This window comes from Arthrobacter sp. HY1533, assembly GCF_027568515.1.
Lineage (GTDB): Bacteria > Actinomycetota > Actinomycetes > Actinomycetales > Micrococcaceae > Specibacter.
Genome location: NZ_JANKZF010000009.1, coordinates 168,979 through 186,589 on the forward strand (window position 1 = coordinate 168,979; position 17,611 = coordinate 186,589).

Sequence of the window (17,611 nt, forward strand, 5' to 3'; positions counted from 1 at the left end):
AACACAATGTGCTGCGGCGCTTGGGCGTTCGTTGCGCGGGCGTCTACTTGAAGTAGCTGTTCCGTGCCTGGTTCATCACGTCAGTTGAGATGTAGCTGCGGAAAGCAGCCAGTGACGATGCCTTTGAATCGATGTTCGTGATCCCCACAGGCAGCTTGGTGCCGTCGGGCGTGTAGCCCGTGGAGTCCCAGTAGACCAAGGCCTTGAGCTTGGGGAACTGCTTCAGCTGGCTTGCTGCCGTGTTGAAGAAGTCTCGCTTGTAGTCGGGGTAGGTGGTGTCCTCGTCCACGCCCCATTCGCCCAGCATTTGGGGCTTGCTGGGGTGGTTGGTTGCAGCCCAGTTGTAGAAGCCGGGCCACACCTTCGGGTTGCTGGTGCGGTTCACCATGCCGGAGAAGTCGGTCAACCAGACCGGCGGCTTGCCGAACGCGTACGGGTCCTGTGCAATCCAGTCCACAACGTCGTCGCCGGGGTACAGGTCATTGAACCAGGACATGGTGCCCCACTTCTCGATGCCCGTGTAGTTCATCACCGTAATGGCATTGGTGCCGCCACTGGCGCGCAGCACCTGGGTTGTGTGCCGGAAGAAGTCGCGGAAATCGGTGGCAGTCTGCCCGGAACCGGGGGTCTGGTTCACTTCGTCTTCCATCTCCGCGTTCAAGGAAAGGAAGAACTTCTTGGAAGCGTTGGCCTTCATGTAGGCGCCGAGCGACTTCAGGTAGGGATCAGCGGCACCGTTGGCGACCTGGCGCCAGGTCAGGCCGGAGGGCTTCCAGTTGTACAGCAGGATGCGGTTCTTGTTGGTCTCGTTCTGGCGGCTCAGCTCGTTCGCCGTCGGGAACATGGCGCTCTGGCCACGCTTGTAGTAGTGCGTGATGTCCATGGTGCGGCCAGAGTCTTTTTCAAAACGGGTCTGGGCTGCGTCCCATGATTCGCCGCCCTCAGGGTTGCCGGCGGCGCCAAACCAGGTGCCACAGCTGGGCACGAGCGTGACCGAAACGGTGCAGTTGGTTCCCGGCGTCGTCGGGGGAACAACGGGAGGCTCCACGGGGGGAACAACCGGAGGAACCACGGGAGGCGTGGTTGAAGCGGTGACCTCAATGGTGGGGCGCTGCGCTGCAGCGGCCTCACGCGAGGCAATGCGGCTGATGCCGCCGGCTTCGCGGGCCAGGCCGATGGAAACTGTTCCGTCGGTGCTGGTCAAGCCGGTCAGGGACAGGGTCACTGACTGTGCCCCCGCGCCGATCTTTGCCGTTCCCACGGTCTTGACGCCAACAGGGGCGTTGGCGTAGGCAATGCTGGTCTCTGCCCAATTGTTGGACTGCAGCTGGGAAGCCTTGATTGTTCCGGCAGTGCCACCAGTCACTGTCAGTTTCAAGTTCAGGGTGTCCGTGGCCGCAATGGCGCCCAGGTTGGTGAACTTGAGGTATCCGTTCTTGAGATCACTGTTGTCCGAGCCAACGGCGATCTTGGTTACTGCACCATAGTTCCGCGTGGGCAGCGTTGACACCGTGTAGGAATCGGCTGACGCGGTGGTTGCACCGGCGGCCTGCGCAGGCAGCACCGTGGCGATGGCTCCAATGCCACCCAACAGGGCGGCGGCTGCGGCCGTGGCCACAAACTTCTTTGTTGCCGGGAACTTCCGGCGGGTGCTCACTGCGGGTGAGCTAAGGGAATAACCTGACGAAGATTGGTTCGTCATACAAAAAACTCCAATTCGGCGGCTATCTTGGCCCCAGCCAACAAGCTAACTGCGATAATAGTTACTTAACCGTTACAAGAGCCTAGCTGAAAGTTATGGATCACGTAAATTTGACTCGGGGGTAGCGGGTGCTGTACGGCAGGCTAGGGTTTCGGGGAAACCAGGTGCCGCTTCCAGCCCAGGATGCCTGCATAGCACAGGCACGAAAAGCCCAGCATTGACGCCTGGAATGCGAGACGGTCGGGCAAAAGCCCCCGTCCCAGGGCAGGCAGCAGCAGGAACATCACCACCGTGGCGCAAATCATGAAGACCGCGCCACGCGACATGGGCGTAACGTGGACGGTTTTCCGCACCTGGAAGAAGCACAAGGTGTTCCGGACGCAGATGGCTGCCGCCCACGCTGTGGCAGCGCCAAAGATTCCCCAATGGGGAACCAGCAGCAGGCACCCCACCACGTCCAGGGCCAGGGCTGTGGTGGTGTTGACCAGTGACTGTGTGCTCCGCCCGGCCATGTTCAGCAGGGTGTCCAGGGGGCCCATGGCTGTGGAAAAGAGCATGGCCAGGGCCAGGATGCGCAAGGCCGGGGCGCCTTGTTCATATTCAGGGCCAAACAACATGCCCAGCACAACGTCCGCGAACACAAACGCGGTCAGGTGGATGGGCCACGTGAGGGCAACGGACCAGAGGGTGAGTTGCTGGGTGACCCTGCGGGTCCCCGGGATGTTTGCGTTGGCCAACAGGCGGGCCAGCTGCGGCTCGCTGACCTGCTGGATGGCGGTGTTGGCCAGCTGGCCCAGGACCAGGAAGCGCGTGACGGCAGTGTAGATGGCAGCCTCCGCGGGCCCAGCCAGGACAGTCACCAGGGCAATGTCAGAGCGCTGCAAAGCCACCAGCGTCATGCGGGAGAGGCCGCGGGGAATGGTGAAGCGCCAAAACTCGCCTCTCGCCGCACGGTTGGTGGACCGTGTTCCCTGGGGAAACGCCTCCGGACTCCTGCGCGCGATCCGGGCCACGGCCACGCCTGCACATGCCGCCGCCACCACGTACGGCCCCGCCCACGCAATGGCGAGCCACACCAGGTTGGCATGGGCCAGCGCGGCAACAACGACGGCGCCCACCTGAAGCAGCGGCCGCACAATGCGCTCTATGTATATAGTGGGCCGCATGTGCGCAAAACCCCGCGCAATGGCCAGCATGAGCTCGTAGCCTGCGGCAACGGGCAGGGCCGCCGCAAAGACCACCAGCATGCCCACGCTCTCCTCCGGGGCGTCCCCGCCACCCAGCAGTCCGTTGAGCGCCGGGGCAAGGAAGATGGCGGCCACCCCCAGTGCGCCGGCGACACCCAGCGAAACCGCCACCCCATTCCTGACCAGGTGGCGGTTGGCGGAGGACTCCTTGCGGGCGGTGTTCCACGCCAGAAAACGCACCAGCCCCTGGTCAACACCAAGCTGGGAGATGGCAACGGCGATGAGGAAAATCGAGGACGCGGCGAAAAAAAGGCCTGCCGTTGCAGGATCCCAGCGGCGTGAGATCACCACCACAAGCGCAAATCCGGCAATGGCCGAGAGTCCGGAACCCAACAGGTTGGCGCCGCCGGACCGGGCAATTTGCTTCATGGAACGGCCGGCATCCGCCCGCTGTTGTTCATGGTCCGGCGGCAGCTGTGCGGGGACAGCCGGCTGCCGGTCGGCGGATTTGCTCACAGCAGGCTAGCCGCGGCGCTCGTGGACCACTTCAAGGGATGGTGTAGTGGCGGCGGGATCCTCCACAACTGCAGGGGACGCCTGTGGCCCGCCGCCATCCCCGGCAGCCACCGAGGTGCGGCGCCGCGTACGAGGGGCATAGCGGCTTGGCTGCCTGTACAGGACGGCTCCGGCAAGCTCCACATGGATTTGCCGCAGGAAGTCCCGCGCCCGGGCCAGGTGCGCCACCGTGGCTGTCTTGCCATCCACCACCAGCAGGACCTCGCGGGCGTGGCGGGCCATGGCAATGCCGGCGCCCGAGTCAAGTGACGGGCCTGCGACAATGACGAGTGCCTTCTCGCTCAGGGCCTGGAATAGGCCTGTCAGCCGTGGGCTCTGGACCAGCCTGGCAAGGGATTCGGCCTGGGTGCCGGCCGGCAGTGCGGAGTGGCTGCCGTCAAGTTCCAGCAGGTCCCAGCAGTCAGACACCGGGGTGCCGCCGGCAAGGATGTCGGTGAGGCCCTGGGGGCCGGGGGTTGAATCGCTGCCGTCCCGGGACTCCGTCTCAACCACCACTGTGGCCGTGCCGATTTCGTCAAAGGCGCTGGCCAGCCCGGCTGCGATGGTGTGGGTGTCCGTCCCGGCCGGGGTGCCGGCCAGAAACAGGACATTGCGCCGGCTCGGCTCGGACGCGGCGATGACGTTTGCCAGCTGCCTGAAGCCCTCCATGTCCACCAGGGCGGTCCCCCCTGAAGTCCAGCGGCGGATGCTTCCCCGGAAGGGTTCGACGCCGGCCGAGACAATGTCCTCGGGCTCGCGGATCCGTTGATCAAGGTTCTCCCGGGCCAGCGCAATCATGACGGCGAAGGCTGCAGCCACCAGCCCGATCGCCAAGGCAATGAGGAGGGGGTTGACGCCGTCCTTGGTCTCCGGAAGGCTGGCCGGGCTGATGATGTCGCCAGGAGAGATTGAAGTTGCGTCCGCGCCTGTCTGGTCCACATTGACAGTGGCCAGGTGGGTGGCATACAGCGTGACTTGTTGTTGCAGCTCGAGAATTTGGGCCTGGTCCGCATTGGTGATCTTGGCGGCATTCAGGCGGTTCGATGCGTCGCCCAGGAGCTTTTCAAGCGATGCCTGCTGCTGTTTCCGCAATTCCGTTTGGGCGGCCACCACGCGGGTTCCCCTGTCCTTGCGGTAGGCAAGGTAGGCCTCGGCAAGGGCCTGTGCGCCGGCCTGCGCCAACTTGGCGTCGGGCTGCGTGTAGGTAATTTGAACCACTGTGGAATTCGAGGGGACTTCAGTGAAAATGTCGCCGCGCATTTCCGGTCCCAGCACCGTGCCACGCGAAGCCCCGATGGCCACTGCGGACTTGATGACGGAGTCCGTGTACACCAGCCCGGCTTCGGTGGTCAGTGCAGCCAGTTGCTCGGTGCGGGATGGTGGCGTGGCCGGCGAAAAAGGATTGCCGGCCAGTGGATCCAGGAAAACGATGCTGGTTGAGGAATAGCTCGGTTTGCTCTGCACAAGAAATCCGGCAGCCGCGATCACGCCAATGGCCAGAACGGCCACGGCGGATATCCAGTGATGCTGTAACGCCCTGAAAAAGAAGTTTTGACGCGGTGCTGGTTCAATCAACATTGTTCACCTTGTATTGAAAAAACGAGGTTCGGTTCGCGGTGCCACTGTATTGCCCATCATTGCATAGCAGGCCCGGAAATGCGTAGCATTCACGGTCAACTTTCAGGAACGGACACGGCATGGACGGTGGCGCCAAAGGGGTCCGGCTGACTGGCTGAGCAAGTCTTGACATGCTGTGGAAGACTGTCGTTGAGAGATCTCCGGACACGTCCACAACAGGGTGGGAGCAGCCACATGAATCAATCGCCAATGCCGCCCAATGCAGGTGTGGCGGCCGGGGGGAACCGGCCGAACATCTTGATGCTCGGGGGCTTTGGCCGCAGCGGGTCAACACTGCTGGAGCGCTGCCTGGCCGAGTCCCGCGGCGTGGTCGGCATGGGCGAGGTCCTCCACCTCTGGGAGAGGGGCCTGCGCGATGACGAGCTGTGCGGGTGTTCGCTGCCGTTTTCACAGTGTCCCTTCTGGCTCGACGTTGGCCACAGGGCGTTCGGCGGCTGGGCCCACGTCGACGTCCAGGAAGCAGTTGCCGACCGTGCGGCTGTGGTGCGGAACAGGTACCTGCTTGAACTGATCACGGGGGTAACTCCCACACGACGCAGAATCCGGCGAGACCGTTTTGTAAAACGAATAAATGCACTTTACCGGGCGGCGGCGGACAGCGCGGCTGCCAGCCTAATTGTCGATTCAAGCAAACACCCGGCCTATGCCTATTTTCTGCGGCACGCCGATGTAAACCTTAAATGCGTTTTGGTTGTGCGTGATCCACGCGGGGTGGCATATTCCTGGTCGAAGGTTGTCAAGCGCCCGGAAACCGGGTCGGCCGGGGAATTGATGCCACGATATTCAACGGTATCTGCCGTCACCAATTGGACCGTTTATGGTTTGTTGTTTCACGCCCTCAGCCTGTTCAAGGTGGAAGTCAAAACTGTCCACTACGAGGATTTCATGGCGTCCCCCCGCAGTGTTGTGGAAGACATTCTGCGCTTCGCCGGCCTTGAGCCGGTTCCCGGGGACCTGGACCACATCCAGGCTGATGCCGTGGAACTGTCCGCCCACCACACGGTTGCCGGCAACCCCATGAGGATGGTGACCGGCAGGCTCGGGATCAAGGCGGATGCGGCCTGGAAAGTTGCCATGCCGTCCAGGGACCGGCGGGTTGCGGGAGTCCTGAGCTTTCCCCTCCGCCTGGCCTACAGCGTGCGTCGCAGATAGCCACTAGATGCCCCGCCCCCTCCGGTTGAGGGTGCGGACAATGAAGGCGGGTTTCACCAGGTGCAGCACCACTGCCAGGGCCAGATACCCCCGCGGTTCCACGGCACTGAGCCGAATTGACCGGAACGCCGTCTTGATGGCCTTTTTGGGCTGGGTTCCCAGCGAGGCCAAGGCAAACGCCCGCTGCCCTTCCATCCAAGCGGTGCCGCGGCCGTTCGCCGCAATGCCCGGGTGCTTTTGCATGAGATATTCAAGTCCGTCGGCCATGGCCTCCCACTTGTGCGAAAAGAATGAGCCCTCCGGGTACCACAGCACGTCGGTAGCCACCGCAGGGAGCACCACCACATCGCCCGCCGAGGCAGCACGCATCAGGTAGTCATAGTCCTCGCCGTAGCCGTAGGGCAGATCCTCATCAACAAGGCCCACCCTTGCCAGCAAGGGCTCCCGGGCAAAGACATAGGTGGATGGATGGGCGCCCGTGAGCCGGCTGCCCGAGAGTGCCTCGGCAGTGACCAGGTCGGCGTCCGGGATGCGGACCAGCCGTTTGTCGCCAAAATGGACTTCTATGCCGCCCACGCAGCCCAGGGCCTGCCGTTCTGTCATCAGGGCGAGTTGCTTTTCCAGCTTGTCGGGCCGCCAAGTGTCGTCGTCGTCGCAAAAGGCCACCATGGGGGCCGTGGCCGCCAACAAGCCAGTGTTGCGGGCTCCCGGCAGTCCACGGGTGCGTGCGTTGCTGCACACCCGCAGTTCCCTGGACGGCGTGGCGAATTCCAGTTCCTTCAGCTCGACGCTGGCATCGAAGACCACAGTGATCCGGATGCGGCCGGCGTACGTTTGGTCAACGATGGAACGGATGGTCTTCTTGAGCAGTTCGGGGCGGTCGTGGGTTGCAACTATGACATCCACGGGGTCAGCGGCGGTCGCTGGGGGCTTTTGCACTGATGTCCTTTCGGCGGTGGCTGCGGAGAACCAGGTGGGCGGCGGACTGGGTGCGGCGGAAGCGCTTCGAATATGCCATCAGGCAGCCAAGCAGCAGCCCGACGGCGGCGGATGAGGCGAGGCTGATGACAAACCCGGGACGAGTGCCTGAGGTGGGCAGGGTGCCCGCATGCGTAATGTAGCCCGGGTCCGGGTCAATGACTGTGAGGGCAATCAGTTCGGCCTGCAGGTCCGACTGCAATCGGGTCAGGGCCGGGTTTGAGCTCTCTGAACCCACGGCCTGTTGCGGGTCAGTGGGGGTGGGGCGGTCCAGGGAAGCCGTCACTGTCGCAAGCTGGGCCTTGATGGCAGAGATCCTGGCTTCCTGTGCGGCGTTGAGCGACTCCTGCCTGGCGTCCAAAAAGTTGCGGGCCAGCACGGTGACAGCATCCAGGGCCTGCTGTGGGGTTTGGGAGGAGACATTCAATTGGAGTATGCGTGAATTGATGAGCGGGGAGATGGTCAGGTCATCGAGCAAACCGCTGGAGCGGCCCGGGTAATTGGTCTCCCGGGCGGTTTTCCCCAGGACCTGGTCCGAGAGCAGGACCTGCACGGCCGAGTCAATGGACACGTCGCGCGGGACCTTTCCCGCCTTGGCCAAGTTGGTGGTGGCCACCACGGCAATGTCCGTCCTGGCCCTGTACTGCGGCGGCAGGACCAGCTGGACGGCGATCCCAACCAGCAGGCTCGCCACGAGCGCGGAGCCGATGATTGCCCAGTGCGCGCGGACAAACTGCACATAGTCCCCGAATTGCAGCTCGCGGTATTTCTGCCCCGCCGGTTCGCTGCGGCGGTGCGACGGTGCCAATTGTGTTGGGGTTGCGGTCATCGGCGCCAACTCGGAACGTAGCCCAGCAGCTGGGCGAGCCGCACGTCGTCCTCCTCGAATTGGGCTCGCAGCCCGTCCCGCACGGCATCCGGCATGGCATCACTTGGCCGGGCATTGGCGCGGATGACGTCGGCCGGCCGCCACCCGGATATGCCCAGGTACTCCGTCAGCTCCTGCCACTGGGGCAGGCCGGGCACCAGGAAGTCGTCGGCGTCAATGACCATGACGCGTTCGCGTCCCAAGATGGAAAAGGCCCGTTCCAGTTGTGGGGCATACCGGCCCCTGGCCACGTAGGCATGGTGTTGGTGCGAGAACGACTGGTAGTTGGGATCGGCAACAATCCGCTCCTCCTCGCCGAGCAGGCGGGCCGCCTCCGCGTTGAGCGCGTCCTGGAACGGCAAGTCCTCGAATCCGCGCTTGGTCTCCTGCTTGTAGGCGGAGAAGGCGCGTTCCACGGGATCCCGCAAGAGCACCAGCAGCTTGACGTTGGGCAGTTCCGCGCCGATGCGCTCCATGGCCAGGGGGTGGAAGAGGTAGTACGGGCTGCCCTCACCCGTGATGCGCGTGGTGCGGTTGGCGCCCGCATTGAGTGGAAAGTGCCCCAGGTAGTAGTTGGGCCCGCGCCGGAACCGCTCTGCCGTGTCAAAGTAGTGGATGCCCTTGTTGAAGGCGGGCGGTTGAACCTGCGGGTGCTGGGCCAGCATGCGGTACAGGCTTGTGGTGGCGCACCGTTGGGCCCCGGCAATGATGAACGTTGGGGACATGCGCAGGGGTGCGCTGAATTGCCCGACGGCGCTCACCAGCGAACGTGCCCCTCCGCGGGCTGTGCGGCGGATGGTTTGGGCAACGGTGTCCATGGCGGGTCTCATTTCTTCCGGCTTCCCGGCAAGGAATTCCTGTGTAGTTGGTCGAAAATCAGGCGGTGGTGCCAGGCCGCCAGGGCCCGCACGGGGGCGCCTGTGGGTGACAGCCCGTCCAAGGTGAATCGTGTTGCGATTGTCAGCAGGTAGCCCACCACGATGGCCCGGATCTGCTGCGGGTCCGGATCCTCAAGCAATGAGGAATCGGACAATGTCTTGACCACCGCACTGTAGCTGGCGCCTTCCAGGATTTCCCGGGCCGCGATGTAGTCGCCGCGCAGGCGAAGTTTCTGGTGTGCTGTGTAGTGGACCACATCCGCCCCCGCAGGGACCGGATGGGCATACCGTTCCCAGTCCCAGATCATGGGAACCGCGGCCGTGTGCGCCAGGTTCCAGGGGCCGAAATCGCCGTGCCAGGCACCGAAGGGAATCTCAACATCGCCAAAGTCCTGGCGGTAGCGGTCAACGAGATACGGGAGCTCGTTCCCGGATTGCTTCCGCAAGGGGGCAAGCTGGGCTTCCAGCTGGGCCAGCCACGGGCTACCGGCAATGGCCACGTGGCTGACGGGACTGCTTTTGATGATGGCCGCGGCTGCTTCATGGGGGATGCCGCCGCGGCGTGGCTTGCCGGGGCGCAGCGCACTCATCAGCAGGACGCTGTTTCCCTGCCAGGATCCGGCATGAATGGCGTGCGGAAGCGTGAACGCACCTGCCGTTGCGTTGGCCAACTGCCCCAAAACCTCCGACTCCCTGTCCACCAGCTGGTTGGTCAGGGCGTTCAGCCCCACCTTGGCAAAGCCAATCTCGGCCCCGGACGGTGAATGCACGTTCAGGATTGGCTTTCGGTTGGCCCGGGCAGAACCCACTGTCAGGGACAAGAGCACAGGGTGGCCCAGCACGCCCGCCAGGTAGTCGGCAATGGAGTCGGGCGCGTCCGGCCCCTTGCGCAGCGTCAAACCGTACGGCATGGCGACGGGCCCAAGCCCCGACGCCAGAACTGCCGACAGCAGTTGCCTTGGCGCGGAGCTGCGGAATGTGTCGCCGGCACTTGGCCGCACCAGGGAACCGGCGGCGGCGGAGCGGTGGCCGGCCGTCACCAGCATTCTTGGATGCCTCCTCCCGGGAACCAACCGGAAGGATGAATCACCTGAGGAAACCCTGGAAAGTCCCACCTCGGTCTCCGGAAAGAGGCACTCGAGAGTTGCCACGAGGTCCTCAAGCATGGGTGAGGTGCGCGGCCCGCTCATGGGAACTCCCGGGGGGACAACAGCTGGCTTTGCAGCAGGCGGAGCTTCCTGCCCTCCTGCTCGTGGCGCCAGATCAGCCCCAGGGCAATCGTGACGATCATCAGGGGTGAGCCGATCAGGTCATAGACGGGCAGCACGCAGAAGAAGAAGACCACAGGGTACAAAAGCGGTGTGGCCCAGGACTGGCTCCGGCTGATCACGGGCAGGGTGCGCCGGATGATGAATGCGCAAAAAAGCGCGGCACCGAGAAAACCCGTGCAGAAGACAAGAAACCACAGGGAGCCCTGGGTGCCCAGCTGCGGTGGTGAACACTGGTGGCAGTCCGCGGTGGCACCGGAAGCGATGGAAAAGAAGTTTCCCTGGCGACTGCGGGTGGCCCCAAAGCCAATGAGCGGCGAATAGTGGAGGACGGTTTCCAGGGTTATGCCGGCCAGGTTTGAGCGGCCCTCGTTGCTGTGCGGGTTCTCCAGCCGGGTCTGGATGGTTTCCCAGAGGGGCGTTATGAGCAGCCCCATGTACAGCACGGTTGCCGCGGCCCCGGCCCCCACCACGGCGAACCACCGGCCCATGATGGCCATGCGAACCACAATGACAAGCGCCATGACGCCCAGGCCGGCCCACAGCCCCCTGTTGAGGGAGAAGATCACGGGTGGAATGGCCAGGAGGAGGACAAACACAAAGGCCATTCGCTGCCCGGCATTGCGCGTGTACCTGTAGGTCATGAGGAAGAAGGGGAGCAGCAGGCCAAAATTGGCCCCCCAGGAATTCGCATACTCAAACGGGGCCTTGGGCCGGGGATCGGGGTAGCCCAGGATGTCCTGGAGCTGCGCCAGGCCGGGGTGGATGAGCGAATTGAGGAAGACATTGGACCGCATGGACCGCGGCAGCAGGATTTCCAGCAGGGAGGGGAACTCATGCTGCCACAGGTACTGGCCGGCGTAGCCGCCCAGCACGGTCAGGATGAACATCCAGCCCATGAGCATGATGAGCCACTTGCGGGGAAGCACTTTTTCCGAGGTGTTGCCGATGAAGAGAAGCACAACTGTCACGGCGGCGAACCATGCAACCCGGTACGACCAGGGCAGGATGCGTGCAATGCCCGCTTCGGGCACCAGCCCGGGAACCGGTGTCCACAACACGCCGATGCCAATGAGCAGCACGGCCAGGAACAGGAGCCAGAGCCCAAACCCGCGCGGGACCAGGATCTTGCGCTGGCGAAGCAGGTGGTATCCCAGCGGAAGTGACATGACCAGAAAGCCCAGGATGCCCAGGCCCATGGCCCACCAGAGCGGGAAGCCGGCAAAGAACACGATCAGCGGCAGGGCGGGGGAGTGGGCCAGGTGGGATCCGATGTCCCGCAGGCGCCCCCGCCTCCTGGGGCTTGAGGGCGCGGTTGCCCACGCCTGCCTCAGCCGACTGTTCAACGGTGTTCCCAAGATGCGCCCCAACACTTCCGGTCAATAAGTGGTCCACAAAACCTTCCTTGGCAGCCAGCCTAGTGGCGATGGAATCATTCGGGGAGGGGCTAAACAGCTAAACAGCCATAGACAGGTAGCGCCGGGAGCGGGAACAAGTAGCCCTTCCGGCACGGGCCGCGGGCATCTTGGGACAGGGCCCGATCCCGGAAAACCGTGAATTCGGCGGCTGCCCAGTAGTGGCGGAGCGGGACACAAGTAATTTTGCCCAAACTCCTAGTATTTGAGGGCTCAATAGAGTGTTTCCAGTGGCCTTGGTGGAAAGCCATAATGAGGCATCCGAGTCCAAATCTCGGTCTCAGAAGTAACAAAATCATGTGGAGCCGGGCCCACAGTGTGCTGTGGGGATGACTCGTATCTCAAGAATGAGGAATGTCCATGCGAAGATACATAGCAGTCTTTGCCGGGGTTCTGATGGTTGTCGCTGCGGGATTGGCAGTTCCGAGCGCCGCGACGGCATCAGATCAAACCCTAACAACAGTTGTCAGGTCAACGCCTGTAAATTACACGCCCAATGTCTTGGACGGCACTGTTTTCTCGATCGCCCAAGCTGGCAACATGATCGTGTTGGGAGGGCAATTTACCCAGGTCCAGGCAAGCACCGGCGGTCCGGTGCTCACACGCAACAATATTGTTGCCTTTAACAAGGACACAGGCGTAATCAGCACCACTTTTGCGCCGCAATTCAACGCCACCGTGCGCAGCGTGGTCGCTGCAGCTGACGGGAACAGCGTCTACGTGGGCGGCCAGTTCGGCACGCTCAACGGCGCATCCGTGACGAAGGTGACCCGGCTTGCCATCAGCAATGGAGCCAAGGTGGCGGGCTTCAATCCCGGGCTCGTTGATGCCGTGGTGCACGACATGAAACTGGTGGGCAGCCGGCTGTTCATTGCCGGCGAGTTCACCGAAATTGGCAACGTGCCCCGGTCCAAGCTGGCCGAACTTGACCCCGCTACCGGTGCGCTGCGCTCGAATGTCAACGTGGCATTCGCCGGGACCCACCTGGGCGGCACAACGTTTGTGCACAAGTTCGATGTCTCCCCGGACGGGGCCACCATGGTGGTCACCGGCAATTTCCGCACCATGGACGGGCTGGACCGTGTGCAGGTTGGCATGATCGACCTGACCACCAATCCGGTGACAGTCAAGAACTGGGCAACGGACCAGTGGAAGCCGAACTGCTACTCTTCGTTCGCCTACTATCTCAACGACCTTGATTTCTCTCCTGACGGGAGCTTCTTTGTCCTTGGGTCCATGGGCGGCTATGGCAGCGGCCCGCCGAGCCTGTGTGACAGCATGTCACGCTGGGAGATTGGTGCCTCGGGAGCAGCTGTGACCCCAACCTGGGTTGACTACACGGGCGGCGACAGCATCTACGCCCTGGAAAACACTGGCAGCACCGTCTACTTCGGCGGCCACAACCGGTGGGTCAACAATCCGTTTGCAGCGGACAGGGCTGGGCAGGGTGCAGTTGAGCGCGAGGGGATTGGTGCCCTCAACACAGCCAACGGCATGCCCATTGACTGGAACCCGGGCCGTGACCGCGGCCGTGGCGTCTTTGACATGATGGCCACCTCGCAGGGTCTCTGGGTCGGTTCCGACACCGACAGAATTGCCAGGTACCTGTACAGGGCAAGGATTGCGATGTTCCCGCTGGCCGGGGGCACCACCATTCCAACGGCCAGCGCCCCGGCACTGCCGGTGGACGTCATGCAGAGCGGTTCCCTGAACACAGCCCTGGACGCCCGCTACCTGTACCGGGTGAACACCGGCGGTGACACCATTCCCAGCATTGATGGCGGAATGGACTGGATCGGTGACATTGCCCCTCCGGGCAGCACGTACCGGAACACCGGAAACGCCGCCAGCTACGACACCGTGGGTGCAACCACCGCTGCCGTGCCGGCAACCACGCCGACGTCGATCTTCTCCACGGAGCGGTGGGACGCCAACGGCAACCCTGAAATGATTTGGTCCTTCCCGGTTCCCGCCGGCAAGCACCTGCAGGTCAGGATTTACCTTGCCGACCGTTGCGGTTGCACCTCGACCGCCGGTTCACGCGTATTCACCATGAAGGTGGACGGGGTGACGGCGTTCCAGAACTACGACATCAACGCCTCCGTTGGCCACAATGTTGGCACCATGCTTTCCAGGAACATCACCAGTGACGGAACGGTCAACATCGAGTTCGACCACGTGGTGGAAAACCCTGCAGTCAACGGCCTGGAAATCGTTGACCTGGATGCCGCCGCACCACCGCCCGGGCAGGTGGACCAGATGAAGACCTTGTACTTCGATGGGACAACAGGATCGGGCAGCATCGCGGCAGTCACGGGCAGCGTTCCCTGGGACAACGTCCGAGGCGGATTCGTCGCCAACGGCAGCCTGTACTTGGCCACCTCAACGGGAGAGTTCCAGCAGCGCTCCTTCAATGGGACCCAAATTGGCGCACCCACTGCGCTGAACCTGTACGGGCTGACCAACTTCGGTGCCGACATGCAGTCCATGACCGGCATGTTCTTCTCCAACGGCAGGATCTACTACACGCTGACGGGGCAGAGCAACCTCTACATGCGGTACTTCGATCTGAGCAGCCAAATTGTGGGCTCGCAACGGTTCACAATCACAGGACCCACCGGCGGCATGGATTGGAAGAACGTCAAGGGAATGTTCCTGGCAGGAGGCCACCTGTACTGGGCCTCCATTGATGGCAACCTGAACACCATGAACTGGGCCGATTCCGCTGGAAACGGCGCCGTGAGTGGCACCTCAACCGTGGTTAGCGGTCCGGGACTTGACGGCACCAATTGGGCCGCAAGGTCCCTGATTGACAAGGTTGGCACAGGATCCGTCATCCCGCCGCCAAACCAGGCACCGACCGCAGCTTTTGCACCCCAGTGCACGGGCCTGGCCTGTACCTTCGACGGCAGCGGGTCCACGGATTCAGATGGAACCGTTGCAGGGTATGCGTGGACCAGCTCGGACGGCGGCAGCGGCAGTGCTGCAACGTTCGGCCGCACCTTCGCAGCCCCCGGGACGTACACCGTCAACCTGATGGTGACGGACGACGACGGCGCAACAGGGACTGTCAGCCACGATGTCACCGTGGCGCAGCTGCCCCCGCCCAATGTGGCGCCGGTGGCCTCGTTCACCAGCGACTGCACGTTCCTGGCCTGCACCTTTGACGGTTCGGGCTCCACCGACAGTGACGGGACGGTGACCGGGTACGCTTGGGTGCTCCCGGCCGGGGCAACGGCGACGGGGGCAGTGACGTCCTATACGTTCGCTGCCGCCGGAACCTACCCCGTCAAGTTGACCGTCACCGACAACCAGGGTGCCACCGGTGTAATCACCACCGATGTCACCGTGGCTGCGGACCCGAATCCGCCAGTGACCAATCCCGTGGCGTTTGTGGCCTCGGCCGCAAGCAATGCCACGGGTTCGGTCAACACGCACACCGTCACCATTCCGGCGTCTGTCCAAGCCGGCGATGTATTGGTGGCGGCCTTCAGCACCAACTCCGGCACCGTTGCAGTGACGGGGCCGGCCGGATGGAATGACTTTGCCAATGCAGCAACGGCATCCATGCGAGGGGTTGTCTACTCGAAGGTGGCTGTCGCCGCCGACGCCGGAGCCACACTGACAGTGGGGACCGCGACTTACAACCGCGGCACCTTGGTGGTCAGCGCGTACCGGAACGCCACGGTGGCAGCAGCGTCGTTTGCCCTGCAATCGGAAACGGTGAGCAGGGCGGCGCACACAACGCCATCCCTGGCTGCACCAACCGGATCCTGGGCACTGTCCTACTGGGCTGACAAGACAGCTGCCACCACCAGCTGGGCCGCACCTGCCGGGCAAACAGTCCGCCAAACGGGTGCCGGCACAGGTGCAGGGCACATGAGCTGGCTCTTGGCTGACAGCAACGGAGTGCTCGCAGGACCCGCTGCGGGTGGCCTCGTGGCAACGGCGGACAGTGCGTCCGCCAGTGCCGTCATGGGAACAGTGGTGGTTGCACCGGCCCCGTAGCCGAACCGCTTGACCCTACTTCAGGCCCCGCCACAGCAAATTGGCGGGGCCTGAAGTGCGCCCGCCATGAGTGGGTCTGGGGGCCGTGCGGACGTGCGAAAATAGAAGAACAGAAACGTGGCGTAATTAAGAACCGCGTTTGCGGTTCCGGCTAAGGAGCAGAGAAGCCAAGTGGCATCACATGCACATCCCACCCACCCATCCGCCCAGGCACTGGGCGATGCTGAAGTCCTGCGCATTCGCAACGACTTCCCCATCCTGGAACAGGACGTCAACGGCAGGCCGCTGGTGTACCTTGACTCCGGCGCCACCTCGCAGAACCCGCAAAGCGTCATGGAGGCCGAGCAGGAGTTCTACGAGCAGCGCAACGCGGCCGTCCACCGCGGCGCCCACACCCTGGCCGTGAATGCAACGGACGCCTTTGAGGACGCCCGCGCCACCGTGGCCGGCTTCATCGGTGCCGCGGAAAACGAGCTGGTGTGGACGCAGAACGCCACGGCGGGCCTGAACTTGATTGCCTACTCCTTTGGCAACGCCAGTGTGGGCAAGGTTTCCGAGGCAGCCAAAAAGTTCGCCCTGGGCGCCGGCGACGAGGTCCTGGTCACCGAGATGGAGCACCACGCCAACCTCATCCCCTGGCAGGAACTGTGCCGCCGCACGGGCGCAACACTGCGCTTCATCCCCATCCACGACGACGGCACCCTGGACATGGCCGCCGCAGCGGAGCTCATCAACGCCCGCACCCGTGTCCTTTCCTTCACCCACGTCTCCAATGTCACCGGCGTGATCAACCCGGCCGCCGAGCTGGCCGCCATGGCGCACCAGGTAGGTGCACTCGTGGTCCTTGATGCCTGCCAGTCCGCCCCGCATCTGCCCCTGGACGTCAAGGCGCTGGACGTTGACTTTGCCGTGTTCTCGGGCCACAAGATGCTCGCGCCCACCGGCATTGGCGGGGTCTACGGCCGCGCAGAATTGCTTGACGCCATGCCGCCGTTCCTCACGGGCGGCTCCATGATCACCACCGTCACCATGGAGGAGGCCGGTTACCTGCCCGCCCCGCAGCGTTTCGAGGCCGGCACCCAGCCCATCTCCCAGGCCGTGGCCCTGGCCACGGCCGCCAACTACCTGAGCGAGACGGGCATGGAGCGCATCCACGCCTGGGAGGCGGAACTGGGCCAGCGCCTGGTGCGGGGGCTGGAAGGGATCGACGGCATCCGTGTCCTGGGGCCGGCGTCGGGCATTCCCAGGGCAGGGCTGGCAGCCTTTGAGGTGGAGGGGGTGCACGCGCACGACGTCGGGCAGTTCCTTGATGCTGCCGGCATCGCCGTCCGCGTGGGCCACCACTGCGCCCAGCCGCTGCACCGCCGGCTCGGGTTGAATTCCTCCACCCGGGCCAGTGCCTACCTGTACAACACAACTGCCGATGTCGATGCGTTCCTGGCCGCCGTGGCCGGGGTCCGTGCGTACTTCGGCGTGGAAGGGGCGTAGGCCTTGAGTTCACTCGATTCGCTTTACCAGCAGATCATCTTGGAGGAGTCCAAGGCCCGGCGCGGCGGCGACCTGCCCGCCGAGCAGCTTGATGCCACCCAACTTCCCGCCAATGTTGGCCAGTGCCACCAGCTCAACCCCGTATGCGGCGACGAGATCACGCTGCGCCTGGAGACCGAGGGTGATCAGGTTTCCGGCATCCACTGGGCGGGGGACGGGTGCTCCATTTCGATGGCGTCGGCGTCCATCCTCAGCGACATGGTGGTGGGCCTGGACAAGGCAGGGGTGCAGTCGCTCATCGACAGCTTCCGCGAGGTCATGCGCTCCCGCGGCAAGCACGAGGCCGACGAAGATGTCCTGGGGGACGCTGCGGCACTGTCTGGCGTCTCCAAGTTTCCGGCCCGCGTCAAGTGCGCCATGCTGGCCTGGGTTGCGGCAGAGGACGCGTTGAACCAGACCCGCTAGCGGCGGCTG

The 17,611-nt window shown here is 63.7% G+C and carries 12 protein-coding genes; 4 read left to right on the forward strand and 8 right to left on the reverse strand.

All coding sequences use genetic code 11. The features are described from left to right. Positions 1 to 43: 43 nt before the first annotated feature. From PCK14_RS09600 to PCK14_RS09610, 3 genes are all read right to left on the reverse strand, one after another. The gene (locus tag PCK14_RS09600; RefSeq protein ID WP_269938249.1) at positions 44 to 1,657 is read right to left on the reverse strand and encodes a CBM96 family carbohydrate-binding protein; all 1,614 of its coding nucleotides are present in this window, start codon (positions 1,655 to 1,657) and stop codon (positions 44 to 46) included. Between the two features lie 188 nt (positions 1,658 to 1,845). After that, positions 1,846 to 3,405: an oligosaccharide flippase family protein gene (locus PCK14_RS09605; protein ID WP_269938250.1), complete on the reverse strand. Its 1,560-nt coding sequence runs from the start codon at positions 3,403 to 3,405 to the stop codon at positions 1,846 to 1,848. A gap of 6 nt (positions 3,406 to 3,411) precedes the next feature. Further along, positions 3,412 to 4,953 (reverse strand): hypothetical protein, encoded by a 1,542-nt coding sequence (locus PCK14_RS09610; RefSeq protein WP_269938251.1) that lies wholly within the window; start codon positions 4,951 to 4,953, stop codon positions 3,412 to 3,414. Positions 4,954 to 5,322: 369 nt separating this feature from the next. On the opposite strand from PCK14_RS09610, the gene PCK14_RS09615 reads away from it, so the two are divergent. Next, on the forward strand, positions 5,323 to 6,234 hold the full coding sequence (locus PCK14_RS09615) for a sulfotransferase (protein ID WP_269938324.1): 912 nt from the start codon (positions 5,323 to 5,325) through the stop codon (positions 6,232 to 6,234). 3 nt (positions 6,235 to 6,237) lie between these two features. On the opposite strand, the gene PCK14_RS09620 is transcribed toward PCK14_RS09615, so the two are convergent. Genes PCK14_RS09620 through PCK14_RS09640 form a run of 5 tightly spaced genes read right to left on the reverse strand, consistent with a single transcriptional unit; the run spans position 6,238 to position 11,572 of the window. Beyond that, positions 6,238 to 7,173 (reverse strand): glycosyltransferase family 2 protein, encoded by a 936-nt coding sequence (locus PCK14_RS09620; protein ID WP_269938252.1) that lies wholly within the window; start codon positions 7,171 to 7,173, stop codon positions 6,238 to 6,240. Beyond that, the gene (locus PCK14_RS09625) at positions 7,145 to 8,041 is read right to left on the reverse strand and encodes a Wzz/FepE/Etk N-terminal domain-containing protein (protein ID WP_269938253.1); all 897 of its coding nucleotides are present in this window, start codon (positions 8,039 to 8,041) and stop codon (positions 7,145 to 7,147) included. Before PCK14_RS09625 ends, PCK14_RS09620 begins: the two co-directional genes overlap by 29 nt. Next, a complete protein-coding gene (locus PCK14_RS09630) occupies positions 8,038 to 8,898 on the reverse strand; it encodes a sulfotransferase family protein (RefSeq protein WP_269938254.1) in 861 nt (286 codons plus the stop codon). Before PCK14_RS09630 ends, PCK14_RS09625 begins: the two co-directional genes overlap by 4 nt. 8 nt (positions 8,899 to 8,906) lie before the next feature. Beyond that, positions 8,907 to 10,148, reverse strand: coding sequence for a hypothetical protein (locus tag PCK14_RS09635; RefSeq protein WP_269938255.1), 1,242 nt, complete (start codon positions 10,146 to 10,148; stop codon positions 8,907 to 8,909). Beyond that, positions 10,145 to 11,572, reverse strand: coding sequence for a hypothetical protein (locus PCK14_RS09640; RefSeq protein WP_269938256.1), 1,428 nt, complete (start codon positions 11,570 to 11,572; stop codon positions 10,145 to 10,147). The genes PCK14_RS09635 and PCK14_RS09640 overlap by 4 nt, the downstream gene beginning before the upstream one ends. Positions 11,573 to 12,181: 609 nt before the next feature. On the opposite strand from PCK14_RS09640, the gene PCK14_RS09645 reads away from it, so the two are divergent. From PCK14_RS09645 to sufU, 3 genes are all read left to right on the forward strand, one after another. Next, entirely contained in the window at positions 12,182 to 15,649 is a 3,468-nt protein-coding gene (locus PCK14_RS09645) for a PKD domain-containing protein (protein ID WP_269938257.1), read from the forward strand. Positions 15,650 to 15,820: 171 nt separating this feature from the next. Then, positions 15,821 to 17,137 (forward strand): cysteine desulfurase, encoded by a 1,317-nt coding sequence (locus PCK14_RS09650; RefSeq protein WP_269938258.1) that lies wholly within the window; start codon positions 15,821 to 15,823, stop codon positions 17,135 to 17,137. A gap of 3 nt (positions 17,138 to 17,140) precedes the next feature. Continuing rightward, on the forward strand, positions 17,141 to 17,602 hold the full coding sequence (gene sufU / locus PCK14_RS09655) for a Fe-S cluster assembly sulfur transfer protein SufU (protein ID WP_269938259.1): 462 nt from the start codon (positions 17,141 to 17,143) through the stop codon (positions 17,600 to 17,602). Positions 17,603 to 17,611: the final 9 nt, after the last annotated feature.

Coding starts and splice junctions, on each gene's coding strand:
- PCK14_RS09630 (WP_269938254.1), bottom strand. CDS start 8,898: ATGGACACCGTTGCCCAAACCATCCGCCGCACAGCCCGCGGAGGGGCA.
- PCK14_RS09625 (WP_269938253.1), bottom strand. CDS start 8,041: ATGACCGCAACCCCAACACAATTGGCACCGTCGCACCGCCGCAGCGAA.
- PCK14_RS09635 (WP_269938255.1), bottom strand. CDS start 10,148: ATGAGCGGGCCGCGCACCTCACCCATGCTTGAGGACCTCGTGGCAACT.
- PCK14_RS09615 (WP_269938324.1), top strand. CDS start 5,323: ATGCTCGGGGGCTTTGGCCGCAGCGGGTCAACACTGCTGGAGCGCTGC.
- PCK14_RS09645 (WP_269938257.1), top strand. CDS start 12,182: ATGATCGTGTTGGGAGGGCAATTTACCCAGGTCCAGGCAAGCACCGGC.